At 69.6% G+C, this 14,924-nt stretch carries 13 protein-coding genes and 1 pseudogene; 4 read left to right on the top strand and 10 right to left on the bottom strand.

From position 1 onward, the window contains the following. Position 1: 1 nt before the first annotated feature. Together OG293_RS30350 and OG293_RS30345 are read left to right on the top strand one after the other, a co-directional pair. A pseudogene (locus tag OG293_RS30350) lies at positions 2-561 on the top strand (ABC transporter permease); the annotation flags it as partial. Continuing rightward, positions 519-926: a hypothetical protein gene (locus OG293_RS30345; protein WP_406003864.1), complete on the top strand. Its 408-nt coding sequence runs from the start codon at positions 519-521 to the stop codon at positions 924-926. The pseudogene OG293_RS30350 and the gene OG293_RS30345, both read left to right, overlap by 43 nt. A gap of 127 nt (positions 927-1,053) precedes the next feature. Here OG293_RS30345 and hisS read toward each other — a convergent pair whose 3' ends face one another. Beyond that, positions 1,054-2,316 (bottom strand): histidine--tRNA ligase, encoded by a 1,263-nt coding sequence (gene hisS, locus OG293_RS30340; protein WP_406001962.1) that lies wholly within the window; start codon positions 2,314-2,316, stop codon positions 1,054-1,056. A 12-nt stretch (positions 2,317-2,328) separates the two neighbouring features. Then, positions 2,329-3,036: an MBL fold metallo-hydrolase gene (locus OG293_RS30335; RefSeq protein WP_406001961.1), complete on the bottom strand. Its 708-nt coding sequence runs from the start codon at positions 3,034-3,036 to the stop codon at positions 2,329-2,331. Between the two features lie 134 nt (positions 3,037-3,170). Between OG293_RS30335 and OG293_RS30330 the strand changes: the two genes are divergently transcribed. Together OG293_RS30330 and OG293_RS30325 are read left to right on the top strand one after the other, a co-directional pair. Further along, the gene (locus OG293_RS30330; protein WP_406001960.1) at positions 3,171-3,962 is read left to right on the top strand and encodes a peptidylprolyl isomerase; all 792 of its coding nucleotides are present in this window, start codon (positions 3,171-3,173) and stop codon (positions 3,960-3,962) included. 174 nt (positions 3,963-4,136) lie between these two features. After that, positions 4,137-5,366, top strand: coding sequence for a DUF349 domain-containing protein (locus OG293_RS30325; protein ID WP_406001959.1), 1,230 nt, complete (start codon positions 4,137-4,139; stop codon positions 5,364-5,366). A gap of 93 nt (positions 5,367-5,459) precedes the next feature. Here the strand turns inward: OG293_RS30325 and OG293_RS30320 are convergent, their stop codons facing one another. The 8 genes from OG293_RS30320 to ruvC all read right to left on the bottom strand — a co-directional run bounded on the left by OG293_RS30320 (position 5,460) and on the right by ruvC (position 14,837). After that, on the bottom strand, positions 5,460-7,964 hold the full coding sequence (locus tag OG293_RS30320) for a RelA/SpoT family protein (protein ID WP_406001958.1): 2,505 nt from the start codon (positions 7,962-7,964) through the stop codon (positions 5,460-5,462). Positions 7,965-8,231: 267 nt separating this feature from the next. Further along, positions 8,232-8,774 carry an adenine phosphoribosyltransferase gene (locus OG293_RS30315; RefSeq protein ID WP_406001957.1) on the bottom strand — a complete coding sequence of 181 codons (543 nt, stop codon included), beginning with the start codon at positions 8,772-8,774 and terminating at the stop codon, positions 8,232-8,234. Further along, complete coding sequence (gene secF / locus OG293_RS30310; protein ID WP_406001956.1) at positions 8,771-9,883, bottom strand: protein translocase subunit SecF; 1,113 nt, start codon at positions 9,881-9,883, stop codon at positions 8,771-8,773. The genes OG293_RS30315 and secF overlap by 4 nt, the downstream gene beginning before the upstream one ends. A 1-nt stretch (position 9,884) precedes the next feature. Next, a complete protein-coding gene (gene secD / locus OG293_RS30305) occupies positions 9,885-11,648 on the bottom strand; it encodes a protein translocase subunit SecD (RefSeq protein WP_406001955.1) in 1,764 nt (587 codons plus the stop codon). Between the two features lie 146 nt (positions 11,649-11,794). Next, on the bottom strand, positions 11,795-12,295 hold the full coding sequence (yajC, locus tag OG293_RS30300; RefSeq protein ID WP_406001954.1) for a preprotein translocase subunit YajC: 501 nt from the start codon (positions 12,293-12,295) through the stop codon (positions 11,795-11,797). Between the two features lie 166 nt (positions 12,296-12,461). Then, positions 12,462-13,541 carry a Holliday junction branch migration DNA helicase RuvB gene (ruvB, locus tag OG293_RS30295; RefSeq protein ID WP_406001953.1) on the bottom strand — a complete coding sequence of 360 codons (1,080 nt, stop codon included), beginning with the start codon at positions 13,539-13,541 and terminating at the stop codon, positions 12,462-12,464. Between the two features lie 142 nt (positions 13,542-13,683). Continuing rightward, positions 13,684-14,310, bottom strand: a complete 627-nt coding sequence (gene ruvA / locus OG293_RS30290; protein WP_406001952.1) for a Holliday junction branch migration protein RuvA — start codon at positions 14,308-14,310, stop codon at positions 13,684-13,686. Next, positions 14,307-14,837: a crossover junction endodeoxyribonuclease RuvC gene (ruvC, locus tag OG293_RS30285; RefSeq protein ID WP_406001951.1), complete on the bottom strand. Its 531-nt coding sequence runs from the start codon at positions 14,835-14,837 to the stop codon at positions 14,307-14,309. The genes ruvA and ruvC overlap by 4 nt, the downstream gene beginning before the upstream one ends. Positions 14,838-14,924: the final 87 nt, after the last annotated feature.

Genomic DNA, 14,924 nt, shown 5'->3' with positions numbered 1-14,924 from the left:
CGTCGCGATCGAGCGGGACGAGAAGCACTGCGGCGGCTGCGCGGAACACCGATGCCACCCGCCGCGTACTTCCTCGGCAAGGTGTGGCTGGTTCTGGTCACCGGGCTGCTGGAGACGGTGGCGCTGCTGGTCGTCGGCACGGTCTTCTACGACATCGACCTTCCGGGCGCGGTCGGCGAATGGCTCACCTTCGGCTGGATCTTCGCCCTCGGGATCACCGGCTGCGCCCTTCTCGGCATCGCGATCAGCAGTCTGCCGAAGTCCGGGGCGAGCGCGACCTCCGTGGTCGTCCTTCCCTTCCTGGTCCTGCAGTTCATCTCCGGGGTCTACATCTCGATCAACACCATCCCGGACTGGATGCTGAACGTCAGCGCGGTGTGCCCGCTGAAGTGGATGTGCCTGGGCCTGCGCGGGGTGTTCCTGCCCGAGTCGGCCTCCGTGCTGGAACAGGCGGGCAGTTGGGGGTACGGCCGCATCGCCCTGGTGCTGGGCGCCTGGTGCATCGGAGGATTGGTGCTGTGTCTGCTGACCTTCCGCTGGAAGAGCCGTCGAGACGGCTGAGCGAGCCGGCCGGGGCGCGTGACTCGGATGTGTGGGACCGCGGTTTCCTGCCCTGGGACGTGTACTTCGGGGTCGTGTGGGTGGCGACGCTGGTCTTCACGCTCGGCGCTTCGAGCCCCGGCGAGCCCGTGCGGATGATCGCCGCCGCGCTGTTCGTCCTGCCCGCTCCCCGGTACGTCTGGGTCGGGCGGGCCGAGCTGCTGAGGCAGGGGGTGGATGAGCGGTGCGCGCTGCGCTACATCGGCGGGGCGGTGCTGCTCTTCCTCGCTCCGGCGATTCTGGTGGGCGAGACGCGTATCGCGACGTTCGCGCTGGTCCCCCAGTGCTTGATGGTGCTGCGGCTGCGGCTCGCCCTCGCGCGGTGACGAGCGCGATGCGGCACGGACTGCTGTAGAGGTTCCGCCGGCCGGCCCGAGCGATCCGGGCCGGCCGGCGAGAGGTGGTGCCGGGTCCGGGGCAAGGCCCCGGGGAGCGGGTCCGGGACAGGCCGCGTCAGGCCAGGCGGGCGCGGAGCTCGTCGAGTACCGCGGTCAGCGCCACGGGTGACTGCTCGCCGCTCTCCATGTCCTTGAGCTGGACCACACCCTCGGCGAGGTCCCGCTCACCGGCCACGAGCGTGTACCGGGCCCCCGACCGGTTCGCGCTCTTCATCGCGCCCTTCAGCCCCTTCCCGCCGTACGAGAAGTCGGTCGCGACACCCGCCCTGCGCAGTTCGGTGACGAGAGCGAACAGCACGCGGCGCGCCTCCTCGCCCAGCGGGACGGCGAACACGCTGGTGGTGGCGGGGAGTTCGAGCTCGATCCCCTCCGCCTCCAGCGCCAGGACCGTACGGTCCACACCGAGGGCCCAGCCGACCGACGGCAGCGCGGGTCCGCCGATCATCTCGGAGAGGCCGTCGTAACGGCCCCCGCCGCCCACCGCGGACTGCGAACCGAGACCGTCGTGGACGAACTCGAAGGTGGTCCGGGTGTAGTAGTCGAGCCCGCGCACCAGCTTCTCGTCGTCCTCGAAGGCCACGCCCGCCGCGGTCAGCAGCACGCGCACCTCCTCGTGGTACGCCTTGCACGCGTCGCACAGGTAGTCGCGCAGCATCGGCGCGCCCACGAGCTGCTTCTGGACCTCCGGACGCTTGTCGTCGAGGACCCGCAGCGGGTTGATCTCGATCCGGCGCCTGGTGTCCTCGTCGAGGTCGAGACCGCGCAGGAAGTCCTGCAGCGCGTCGCGGTAGACGGGACGGCACTCCTTGTCGCCCAGCGAGTTCAGCAGGATACGGAACCGGCTCAGGCCGAGCGAGCGGTACGCCTGGTCGGCCAGGATGATCAGCTCGGCGTCCAGCGCCGGGTCCTCCGCGCCGATCGCCTCGGCACCGACCTGGGAGAAGTGCCTGTAGCGGCCCTTCTGCGGGCGCTCGTAGCGGTAGTACGAGCCGGAGTACCAGAGCTTGACCGGCAGATTCCCCAGCCGGTGCAGATTGGCCTCCAGCGCCGCGCGCAGCACGGACGCCGTGCCCTCGGGGCGCAGCGCCAGCCGGTCGCCGCCCTTGGTCTCGAAGGCGTACATCTCCTTGGTCACGATGTCGGTGGACTCACCGACACCGCGCGCGAAGAGCTCGACGTCCTCGAAGCCGGGCGTCTCGATGTAGCCGTAGCCGGAGCTCTTCAGCGGCGCGGAGATCGCCTCGCGCACCGCCAGGAATTTCGCGGAGTCCGGCGGGATCAGGTCGTACGTGCCCTTGGGGGCCTGAAAGGTGCTCACGGGAAACTCTCGTCACATTCCTCGTCGGGGAGCGTCGACGCTCCCGAGGCCGGCGGCCACTTCCCGCAGATACGGGTTGGAGGCGCGCTCACGGCCGATGGTCGTCTGGGAACCGTGGCCGGAGAGCACCACGGTCGAGTCGTCGAGGGGCAGGCACACACGCGCCAGCGACTCGAGCATCTCGGCGTGGTCGCCGCCGGGCAGGTCCGTGCGTCCGATGGAGCCGGCGAACAGGAGGTCACCCGAGAAGAACACGGACGGAATGTCCGCGGACTCGGGCATCCGGAAGGTCACCGACCCCTTGGTATGGCCGGGTGCGTGTGCGACCGAGAAGTCGAGGCCGGCGAGGCGCAGCTCGGCGCCGTCGGCCAGTTCCTTGACGTCGTCGGGCTCCCCCACGGTCAGCTCGCCCATGAGCGGCATCCCGATCGAGCGCCCCAGCGCCTTTTCCGGGTCGCTCATCATGTAGCGGTCCGCGGGGTGGATCCACGCCGGTACGTCATGGGCTCCGCACACCGGAACGACGGAGGCGACATGGTCGATGTGGCCGTGGGTGAGGACGACGGCGACGGGCTTGAGCCGATGCTTCTTGAGTGCTTCCTCGACGCCTTCGGTGGCCTGGTGGCCAGGGTCGATGATCACGCACTCCTCACCTGCGGCCGGGGCGACCAGGTAACAGTTGGTCCCCCAGGCCCCGGCGGGGAACCCGGCAATAAGCACGATCGTCCTTGGTGTGGTGGTCGGAGAGGAGCAGATCAGAGCCTACCGGCGCTGCTCCTGTCACAGCCAACCCGTATACGGTACGGGGCACACTCGACCGGTCGGCATCACGCGACGTACAAGGAGAAGACCCGGTGGTCACCAGCGATCAGCGGCGGCGGCAGCTCGCCAGGGAGAAGTTCGAGCGCCAGCAGCAGCGTCGGGCCCAGTCCCGGAAGAAGAAGCAGCGCTACACGATCATCGCGGCCACGCTCGCCGTGGTGCTCGCCGCGGGCGCCGCTGCCTACGCCTCCATCGGCCTGTCCGACGGATCCAAGGGCGACAGCTCGGCGGGCCGCGACAGCGAGTCCCCCAGCCCTGCCCCGTCCAAGAGCGAGAGCGCCTCTCCCGAGCCCGCCATGAAGGTGGACACGAAGGCGAAGTACTCGATGGCGCTCACGACGAACCAGGGCGACATCAAGTTCGCGATGGATGCGGCCAAGACCCCGCACACCGTGAACTCCTTCAAGTCCCTCGCGGACAAGGGCTATTTCAACGGCACCAAGTGTCACCGGCTGACCACGCAGGGAATCTTCGTCCTCCAGTGCGGCGATCCCAAGGGCGACGGCACGGGCGGGCCCGGGTACACCATCCCGGACGAGAATCTGACGGCTCTCGGCAAGGCGGGCGCCGACGGCACGGTGACGTTCCCCGCCGGGACCGTGGCGATGGCCAACACCGGTCAGCCGCACTCCGGCGGCAGCCAGTTCTTCCTCGTGTACAAGGAGACGAAGCTGCCTCCCACCTACACACCGTTCGGAAAGATGGACGCGGCGAGCCTGAGGGTCGTGGCGGACGTGGCGAAGGACGGAGTCGCGGGCGGGGCCAAGGACGGAGCGCCGAAGAAGGCCGTCACCATTGAGAAAGCGGCAGTCCCGAAGGTGTGAGCCGGGGAATTTCGGCCGCGCTGAGTGCGGACAGCCGGGCGGCCGGTCGCCTAGATTGGCGTTGTGCAGCGCGGGCGTAGGTCGCGCTGTGGTTGGCGGGCGAGGCCCGTCCAGGAAACTGTGGACGATGCCCGGGGGCGAACCCCCTCGAAGGCATCAGGTGGAGGAGGCGCTGTGAGCAGCGACCCGTGGGGCCGTGTCGATGAGACGGGCACCGTGTACGTGCGTACCGCCGACGGCGAGAAGGTCGTCGGATCGTGGCAGGCGGGGACTCCCGAGGAGGCCCTGGCCTATTTCGAGCGCAAGTACGAGGGCTTGGTGGTCGAGATCGGCCTCCTCGAGCGGCGGGTGAAGACCACCGATCTGTCGGCCAAGGACGCCCAGACCGCCATCGACCATCTGCGTCAGCAGGTGGACGAGCATCACGCCGTGGGTGACCTCGACGCGCTGGGCAAGCGTCTGGACGCGCTGGTCACGACGGTCGACAAGCGCCGCGAGGAGCGCAAGGTCCAGAAGGCGAAGCAGAGCGACGAGGCGCGGCACGCCAAGGAGGCTCTGGTTACCGAGGCCGAGGAGCTGGCGCAGAGCGAGCAGTGGCGCGCGGCCGGCGAGCGGCTGCGGGCGCTCGTGGACACGTGGAAGGGCCTTCCCCGGCTCGACCGCAAGTCCGACGACGAGCTGTGGCACCGTTTCTCGCACGCCCGCTCGGCGTTCTCCAAGCGCCGAAAGGCGCACTTCGCCTCGCTGGACGCGCAGCGCGAGGAGGCCCGTAAGGCCAAGGAGAAGCTGGTCGCCGAGGCCGAGTCGCTGTCCGGCTCCACCGACTGGGGTGTCACGGCCGCCCGCTACCGCGAGCTGATGGCGGAGTGGAAGTCCGCGGGGCGCGCCCAGCGTGAGGCCGAGGACGACCTGTGGAACCGTTTCCGCGGGGCGCAGGACGTCTTCTTCGCCGCGCGCGGCGAGGTCTTCGCCGAGCGGGACGCCGAGCAGGGCGAGAACCTCAAGCTCAAGGAGGAGCTCGCCACCGAGGCCGAGAAGCTGGTGCCGGTGACGGACCTGAAGGCCGCGCGTGCCGCCTTCCGGGCCCTCAACGAGCGCTGGGAGGCCATCGGCCATGTGCCGCGGGACGCCCGTCCCAAGGTCGAGGGCCGGATGCACACGGTGGAGCGGGCGCTTCAGGAGTCCGAGGAGAAGGAGTGGCGCCGGACGAACCCTGAGGCACGCGCGCGTGCCGAGGGTCTGACCGGACAGCTGCAGGCCGCCGTGGACAAGCTGCGCGGGCAGATCGACGCGGCGCGCGCTGCGGGCAACAACGCCAAGGCCGACAAGCTCGCCAAGGAGCTCGAGGGCCGGCAGGCGCTGCTCGACCAGGCGCTGAAGGGCCTGGAGGAGTTCGGCGGCTGACAGCTCCGGCGGCATACGAAAGAGGTCCCCTGTACGTGATGTACAGGGGACCTCTTCGTATGCCGCCGGAGTGCGCGCTCCTCGTGGTCGCCGCTACGGGCGGCGTGCCGAGGTCACGCGGTACACGTCGTAGACGCCCTCCACGCCCCGCACAGCCTTCAGCACGTGCCCGAGGTGCTTCGGGTCGCCCATCTCGAAGGTGAAGCGCGAGGTGGCCACCCTGTCCCGCGAGGTCTGGACGGCCGCCGAGAGGATGTTCACGTGCTGGTCGGACAGCACGCGCGTGACGTCCGACAGAAGCCTGGAGCGGTCCAGCGCCTCGACCTGGATGGCCACCAGGAAGACCGAGGACTGGGTGGGCGCCCACTCGACATCGAGGATCCGCTCGGGCTGCTGCGAGAGCGAGTCGACGTTGACGCAGTCCGCGCGGTGAACGGACACGCCGCTGCCGCGCGTGACGAAGCCGATGATCGGGTCGCCGGGCACGGGCGTACAGCAGCGGGCGAGCTTCACCCAGACGTCTTCGACGCCCTTGACGACCACGCCGGGGTCGGCGTTGGCACGGCGCTTGGCGCGGCTGCGCGAGGGCGGGGTGCTCTCGGCGATGTCCTCGTTGGCGGCTTCCTCGCCACCGAGGGCCTGCACCAGTTTCTGCACGACGCCCTGCGCGGCCACATGGCCTTCGCCGATCGCCGCGTACAGGGACGAGATGTCGGGGTAGCGCATCTCGTGTGCCAGCGTGACGAGCGAGTCGCCGGTGAGGATGCGCTGGATCGGCAGGTTCTGCTTGCGCATGGCCCGCGCGATGGCGTCCTTGCCGTGCTCGATCGCCTCCTCGCGGCGCTCCTTGGAGAACCAGGCCCGGATCTTGTTGCGTGCCCGCGGCGACTTGACGAAGCCGAGCCAGTCGCGCGAGGGGCCTGCGCCCTCGGCCTTGGAGGTGAAGACCTCGACGAGGTCGCCGTTGTCGAGGGTCGATTCGAGCGGTACGAGCCGCCCGTTGACCCTCGCTCCTATGGTCCGGTGGCCGACCTCCGTATGGACGGCATAGGCGAAGTCGACGGGAGTGGCGCCCGCCGGGAGCGCTATGACGTCGCCCTTCGGCGTGAAGACGAAGACCTCGTTGCGCGAGAGGTCGAAGCGCAGCGACTCCAGGAACTCGCTGGGGTCCTCGGTCTCCTTCTGCCAGTCGAGGAGCTGGCGCAGCCACGCCATGTCGTTGACCGTGTCCTGGCCCGCGGTGCCCTTGCCCGCTCTCGGGACATCGGTACGGATCTTGGAGGCTCCGGCGACGGTCTCCTGCTTGTACTTCCAGTGCGCGGCGATGCCGTACTCGGCGCGACGGTGCATGTCGAAGGTGCGGATCTGCAGCTCGACGGGCTTGCCGTTGGGTCCGATCACCGTCGTGTGCAGCGACTGGTACATGTTGAACTTGGGCATCGCGATGTAGTCCTTGAACCGGCCGGGGACCGGATTCCATCGCGCATGGACCGTGCCGAGCGCCGCGTAGCAGTCGCGGACGGTGTCGACCAGGACGCGGATGCCCACCAGGTCGTAGATCTCCGCGAAGTCCCGGCCGCGGACGATCATCTTCTGGTAGACGCTGTAGTAGTGCTTGGGCCGTCCCGTGACGGTGGCCTTGATCCGGGCCGCGCGCAGATCGGACTGGACCTCGTCGGTCACTATGGCGAGATACTCGTCGCGCTTGGGAGCCCGCTCGGCGACGAGCCGCACGATCTCGTCGTACATCTTGGGGTAGAGGATCGCGAAGGCGAGGTCCTCCAGCTCCCACTTGATGGTGTTCATGCCCAGCCGATGGGCGAGCGGAGCGTAGATCTCCAGCGTCTCGCGGGCCTTCTTCTCCTGCTTCTCGCGCTTCAGGTAGCGCATGGTGCGCATGTTGTGCAGCCGGTCGGCGAGCTTGATGACCAGAACGCGGGGGTCCTTGGCCATGGCGACGACCATCTTGCGCACGGTCTCGGCCTGCGCGGCCTCGCCGAACTTGACCTTGTCCAGCTTGGTGACGCCGTCGACGAGCAGGGCGACCTGGTCGCCGAAGTCACGGCGCAGGGTGTCCAGGCCGTACTCGGTGTCCTCGACGGTGTCGTGCAGCAGACCCGCCATCAGCGTCGCCGGATCCATGCCGAGCTCGGCGAGGATCGTGGTCACGGCGAGCGGATGCGTGATGTACGGGTCGCCGCTCTTGCGCTTCTGGCCGCGGTGCCAGCGCTCGGCGACCTGGTAGGCGCGCTCGATCTGGCGCAGCGTCGACGTCTCGATCTTGGCGTCGTTGCTGCGCACTATCCGCAGCAGCGGTTCCAGGACCGGGTTGTACGGGGACGAGCGCTGGACGCCGAGGCGGGCCAGCCGGGCGCGCACCCGGTTCGAGGAGCCGCCGGTCCGTGGGACGGCGGCGGGGGTGGGCCGCTGAGCGGGCGTCGGCCGGGGGGTGGAGGCGGGGGCCGCGCCGTTCGCACGCTCGGGCGCCACAGGCGCCGGCTTCTCGGCCGGCGTCTTCTCGGGCGTGACAGGGGCTGCCGCGGCCTTTTCGGCCTGCTGGTCGGGCTGCGCGGCGGCGGGCTGGGCCTCGTCTGGCAAGAGCGCTCCTCGTGCGGTTCCGGGTCCCCCGGTCAGGCCCGGAGAGGCCATGGTATCGACCTCGGAGTTCCGGTGCTCACGAGGCCTGAGGTCCGGACCGGACAGGAGAGGGTGCCCGGATCCCGCCGGGAGCCCGTTCGTCACACGGCGCTTGCGGACGACTGCGCCGAGGTACGCGGCGCCCAGGGGGCCGCATCGGCAGCCGCGCATGCGGCGACGGGCGCCCCGGGAGAGTCCCGGGGCGCCCGTCGTCGGTCGACCAGTTGTTCAGAGCGTGATCAGAGCCTCCAGCGGAGCCCCTCGCAGCGCCGGCTCCAGACGGGCGCGGCCACCGAGGAAGCCGAGCTCCATGAGGACGGCGACTCCCGCCACATCGGCCCCGGCCCGCCGGATGAGCTCCAGCGAGGCCCCAGCGGTGCCGCCGGTGGCGAGCACATCGTCGATGACCATGACGCGGTCGCCCGCCTGAAGGTCCTCGGCATGCACCTCGATCTCGGCGCTGCCGTACTCCAGCTCGTACGACTGCGCGAGCGTCGCTCCGGGGAGCTTGCCCGCCTTGCGCACGGGGATGAAGCCCAGCCCGGCCCGGACGGCGACCGGCGCGCCCAGGATGAAGCCGCGCGCCTCCAGACCGACGACCTTCGTGGCCCCGTGCCGCGCGCACAGCCCGGCGAGTGTGTCGGTGAGGGCCGTGAAGGCCTTCGGGTCCGCGAGCAGGGGCGTGATGTCCTTGAACATCACCCCCGGCTTCGGATAGTCGGGGACGTCACGGATGCGGCTGAGCAGCAGCTCCTGCGTCGCGTCGGTCATCGGCGCTTGCCCGAGCCGGACGGACGGCCCCTGCCCCGGTTGCGCGGGCCCACGACGCCGCCGGATGCGCCGGCGGTCGCGGTGTCGTCGTGCAGGCCGTCATCCGGCTCGTCGGAGTCGTCCGGCTGCTCGCCCTTGGCCGCGGCCTGCGCGCGCTTGGCGAGCACCCGCTTCTTGAGGGCCTTCATCTGCGGCTCGCGCTCCTTGAGGTCGGCGACGAGCGGTGTGGCGATGAAGATCGAGGAGTACGCACCGGCGGCGAGACCCACGAACAGCGACAGCGAGATGTCGTTGAGCATGCCCGCGCCGAGGACACCGCCACCGATGAAGAGCAGACCGGCCACCGGCAGCAGGGCGACGACGGTGGTGTTGATCGAGCGCACCAGCGTGCCGTTGAGGCTGCGGTTCGCGATCTCGCTGTAGGTGTAGCGGGTCTGCTTGGTGATGTCCTTCGAGCCCTCCTTGAGACCGTCGAAGACGACGACGGTGTCGTAGAGGGAGTAGCCGAGAATGGTCAGCAGACCGATCACGGTGCCCGGAGTGACCTCGAAGCCGACCAGTGCGTACACACCGATGGTGATCGTGAGGTCGTGGATCAGCGCGATCAGGGCCGCGACGGCCATCCGCCACTCGAAGGCGATGGCGAGATAGATCACCACCAGCAGCATGAAGACCGCGAGACCGGTCCATGCCTTGGTGGCGATCTGCTCACCCCAGCTGGGGCCGACGATCTCGGCGTTGATCTTCTGCGCCGGGATGTCCATCTTGTCGGAGAGGGTCTCGTTGACCTTGTTGGCCTGTGCCTGGTCGAGTTCGCTGACCTGGATGCGCAGTCCGCCGTTGCCCAGCTTCTGGACGATCGCCTCATGGCCCGACGCGTCTTCGGCGTACGACTGCGCCTTGCTGACGGAGACGCTCGTGCTCGGGGTGGTGAAGACCGCTCCGCCCTTGAACTCGATGCCGAGGTTCAGTCCTCGCACGGCCAGGCCGACGATCGCCGTGATCGTGATCAGGATCGAGATCCCGTACCAGATCTTCCGCTTGGCGACGAAGTCGTAGCCGACCTCGCCGCGGTAGAGCCGGGCGCCGAGGGTGCCGAGTCGCGACATCTCACGCCTCCTTCGGGTCGATGGGGGCGGAGCCGCGGCGGGAGCGGCGCAGCGGCGGCTTGGCGCCGAGCCGCTTCGGGTCCAGTCCGGACCAGGGATGACCTTCCGCGAAGAAATTCTTGCGGGCGAGGATCGTCATGACCGGCTTGGTGAAGAGGAACACCACGACCACGTCGAGGACCGTGGTGAGACCGAGCGTGAACGCGAAGCCCTGGACCTTGCCGACGGTGACGATGAACAGCACCGCCGCGGCGAGGAACGACACGAAGTCGGAGACCAGGATCGTGCGCCGGGCACGCGGCCAGGCACGCTCGACCGCGGGCCGCAGCGTGCGGCCCTCGCGGATCTCGTCGCGGATTCTCTCGAAGTACACGATGAAGGAGTCCGCGGTGATGCCGATCGCAACGATCGCACCACACACCGCGGGCAGGTTCAGGGCGAAGCCGATACCCGGGCCGAGCAGAGCCATGATCGTGTACGTCAGGATCGCGGAGACGATGAGGCTGAGGATCGCGATCAGCGACAGGCCGCGGTAGTAGGCCACCAGGTAGATGATGACCAGCGCGAGGCCGATCGCACCGGCGATCAGACCCGCCTTGAGCTGCTCGCCGCCGAGCGCGGCGGTGACGGTCTGGACGCTCTGCTCCTCGAAAGAGAGCGGGAGCGCGCCGTAGGACAGGATGTTGCCCAGGTCCTGGGCGGACTGCTGGGTGAAGCTTCCGGAGATCTCGGCGTTGGCGCTCAGCGTCTGCCGCACCGAGGGCGCGGAGACGACTTCGCCGTCGAGGACGATCGCGAACTGGTTCATCGGCTGCTGCTGCTGCGAGAGCCGGCTCGTGATCTTCTGGAACTTCTTGGAGCCGCCGTCGGTGAAGTCCATCTGGACGATCCACTGACCGCTGCGCTGGTCGATGGTGGCGTTGGCGTCGTCGACGTCCTTGCCGTTGACCTCGGCGGGGCCGAGGACGTACTTCTCCCAGTTGCCCGCGGAGTCCTTGCCACAGGCGACGGTGGGGTCGGTGGGCTTGACGTTCTCACCGGCGGCGACGCGGGACTGCTTGTTCGTGCAGTCGAGAGCGAGGAACTGCTTCTGCAGCTTGTCGGCTCCCGCCGTGTCACCCGAAGGAGTCGGCTTGGGCGACTCGGGGGTCTTGGGCTTGCCCGAACCGGAGGGGGTGGGCGTCGGCGCCTTCAGGGCGTCGGTGACCGCGCGGCCCTGGGTGGTCGATGAGGGCGAGGGCGAGCCGGAGGACGACGGCTTGGCCGTCTCCTTCGCCTTGTCCTGCGCCTTGTCCTTCGCCTTGTCCTTGCCGGACGCCGAAGCGCTCGGGCTGGGCTTGGGGGCCGTGGGAGTGCCGGCGGCGACGGTCAGGACCGGCCGGAAGTAGAGCTGAGCGGTGGTGCCGACCTGCTCACGGGCCTGCTGAGAATTCGTCCCCTTGGGGATGTTGACGATGATGTTCTCTTTGCCCTGGGTCTGGACCTCGGCCTCGGAGACACCCAGACCATTGACACGGCGCTCGATGATGCTGACCGCGGTGTTCATATTGGTCTCGTTGACGGCGTCCGGCTTGCCGGGCTCGCTCTTGGCCTTGAGCGTGATGGTCGTACCGCCCGCCAGGTCGATACCCAGACGCGGCGTGAGCTGTCCCGCCCAGAACATCCCGCCCGTGAGCGCGACCATGGCGATCAGGATCAAGGCCAGGGCACGCCCCGGCTTGCCCTGAGCCCCCGCGGGCTTTCGGCCCCTATTCGGTGCTGCCACCTTCTCGTTTCTCCCTGTCCAACCGTCCCGCGCCGGGTGTGCGCCGGGGCGGCCACGAAGTGTTGTGGGGACCTGCCCCCGCAGAATTCAACACGACCGGGGGACCGCCCGGCGCCCGTGGGCGCCGCCGCGGTCCCCGATCATGGCTACTTCGCGTCGGTCTCGCCGTCGGCCTTGCCGTCCTTGGTCTCGGTGTCCTTGGGCTCGGCGTCCTTGGAGTCGGCCTCGGCGTCGTCGGCCTCGGGCTTCTTGCCCAGGTCGATCTTCGCGTCGTCCGAAGCGTCGGATCCGGTGGCCTCGGTCAGCGAGGAAGCGTCGTCCGGCACGATCGTGCCGTCGGTCTTGAGGTCGTCCTCGGACTCGTCCTCACCGTGCACGATGCGGTTGTACTCCTCGTCGGAGAGGACCGCGCCGATCGCGTTCTTCGCGAAGATCAGGTGCACGCCGGGCGCAGCCTCGAGCAGAACCGTGTCGTCGTTGACTTCCTTGACGGTGGCGTACAGGCCCCCGATCGTCCGGACGCCGGTGCCGGGCTGAATATCGTTGCGCATCTGCGCAGCCGCCTGCTGCTTCTTCTTGGCGGACCGGGTCATCAGGAACATGGCCCCGATGAGCACAATGAAGGGGAGGAGGGTCACGAGACTCACGGGACGGAACTTCCTTCGCACGACCGCGCTGGTGAGGCGGCCTTATCTACGGGGGTGGGTACGCCGACCTGGAAGGGCGGCATCGGCGGAGTCTAAGCGAGTCCGCATCGATGGAACAACGCCCAGCATCCCACCGGTGTTCCTGGCCCGGCGAGTATCCGCGCCGTCACGCCCCGAACAGGCCCTGTTGTCCGCCGGCCCCCGGGGTCTGCTGCGGCGGCACCAGTCCGAGATGCGCCCAGGCGGCAGGTGTGGCGACCCGGCCACGTGGTGTACGGGCCAGCAGTCCCTCGCGGACCAGGAAGGGCTCGGCGACCTCCTCGACCGTCTCACGCTCCTCCCCCACGGCCACGGCGAGGGTGGACAGGCCCACCGGACCGCCGCCGAAGAGCTTGAGCAGCGCCTGGAGCACGGCACGGTCGAGGCGGTCGAGACCGCGCGCGTCGACCTCGTACACCTTGAGGGCCGCGGAGGCCACCTCGCGGGTGATCACGCCGTCCACCTTGACCTGGGCGTAGTCGCGGACGCGGCGCAGCAGCCGGTTGGCGATACGGGGCGTGCCGCGGGAGCGGCCGGCGATCTCGGCGGCACCGTCTGCCTCGATCTCGACATCGAGGAGCTGGGCGGAGCGGTGGATGACGCGCTCCAGCTCGGCGGGATCGTAGAACTCCATATGCGCGGTGAAGCCGAAGCGGTCGCGCAGCGGGGGCGGCAGCAGCCCGGCGCGGGTGGTGGCCCCGACCAGGGTGAAGGGCGGCAGCTCCAGGGGGATGGCAGTGGCGCCCGGACCCTTGCCGACGATGACGTCGACCCTGAAGTCCTCCATCGCCATGTAGAGCATCTCTTCGGCGGGCCGTGACATCCGGTGGATCTCGTCGAGGAAGAGGACCTCGCCCTCCTGGAGGGACGAGAGGATCGCGGCGAGGTCCCCGGCGTGCTGGATGGCGGGGCCGGAGGTGATGCGGATGGGGGCGTTCATCTCCGCGGCGATGATCATGGAGAGGGTGGTCTTGCCCAGCCCCGGGGCTCCGGAGAGCAGCACATGGTCCGCGGTAGCACCACGGGCGAGCGCGGCTTTGAGGACGAGGTCCAGTTGCTCGCGGACCCGCTCCTGGCCGACGAACTCCTCCAGCGACTTCGGCCGCAGGGCCGACTCGACGGCCTGGTCCTCGCCGTCGGCGGACGCGCCGACGAGCCGCTCGGCGGCGATGTCGTCGGTCGTCGGTGCGGTGTCGTCCCAGTTCACAGTCGGTGCCTCGCGAGTTCGGCGGGTTCGGGGCCGGCAGGTGGGTGCGGCGGGCCCGGCGGGTGCGGTCGGATGCGGTCGTGGTCGGGTGCGGTGCGGCCGTCGTCGTGGTCGTGATGCGGTCGAGGTCGGGTGCGGAGGGTCAGCGGGTGCGGTTCAGGGTCTGCAGCGCGGCCTTCAGCAGCTGTCCGACCTGCGGTGACCCGCCCGCGGCAACGGTGGCCTCGGCCTGCGGGGCGACCGCGGCCAGCGCCTCGTCGGCCTCGCGGGTGGCATAGCCGAGGCCGATCAGGGCCGCGTGCAGCTGGTCCCGCCAGGAGGCGGAGACGGGGGTGCCGATGCCCTGCCGGCCGATGTGCGCGCCGACCGGCTCGCCGAGCCGGTCCTTCAGTTCGAGGAGGAGCTTCTGGGCGCCCCTCTTGCCGATGCCCGGTACGGCGGTGAGCGCCTTCTCGTCACCGGTGGCCACGGCGACGCGCAGGGCGTCGGGGGTGTGCACGGCCAGCATCGCCTGGGCGAGCCGCGGTCCGACACCGCTCGCGGTCTGCAGCAGTTCGAAGACCTGGCGTTCGTCGTCGTCCGGGAAGCCGTAGAGCGTGAGCGAGTCCTCGCGCACGACGAGCGAGGTGACGAGCTTGGCCTCCTGGCCGATACGGAGTCCGGAGAGGGTGTTCGGCGTGCACTGGACGGCCATGCCGACACCGCCGACCTCGATGACCGCGGTGGTGGGGGCGAGGGCGGCGACCGGGCCGCTCACAAAGGCGATCATGCGGTACGGCCTTTCGATGCGTGCAGGGCTACGGCCTGCTGGAGGCGGTTCTGCGCGGGGGCCCGCCAGATGTGACAGATGGCCAGGGCCAGGGCGTCCGCCGCGTCGGCCGGCTTCGGCGGCGCGTCGAGCCGCAGCAGCCGGGTCACCATGGCCCCGACCTGCGCCTTGTCGGCGCGACCGCTGCCGGTGACGGCGGCCTTGACCTCGCTGGGGGTGTGCAGGGCGACGGGGATGCCGCGCCGGGAGGCGCAGAGCATGGCGATCGCGCTGGCCTGGGCCGTGCCCATGACCGTACGCACATTGTGCTGGCTGAACACGCGCTCCACCGCGACGAGTTCGGGCCGGTGCTCGTCCAGCCACTGCTCGATGCCCTGCTCGATGGCGACCAGCCGACTGCCCAACTCCGCGTCCGCAGGGGTCCGTACGACACCGACGCCGAGCATGGTCAGGGGACGGCCCGCGACACCCTCGACCACGCCAACACCGCAGCGCGTCAGTCCTGGGTCGATGCCAAGCACCCGCACCCCGCCCCTCCTTCGATCGCCTGTTTGTGCAGGCTATCCGGTGCCACTGACAAAGCGACGGGCCGACTCTCAGGAGGGGTGTGCGGA

This window comes from Streptomyces sp. NBC_00829, assembly GCF_045161795.1.
Lineage (GTDB): Bacteria > Actinomycetota > Actinomycetes > Streptomycetales > Streptomycetaceae > Streptomyces.
The sequence above is the reverse complement of the archived record's forward strand: the minus strand, read 5'-3'. Positions and strand labels throughout refer to the sequence as shown.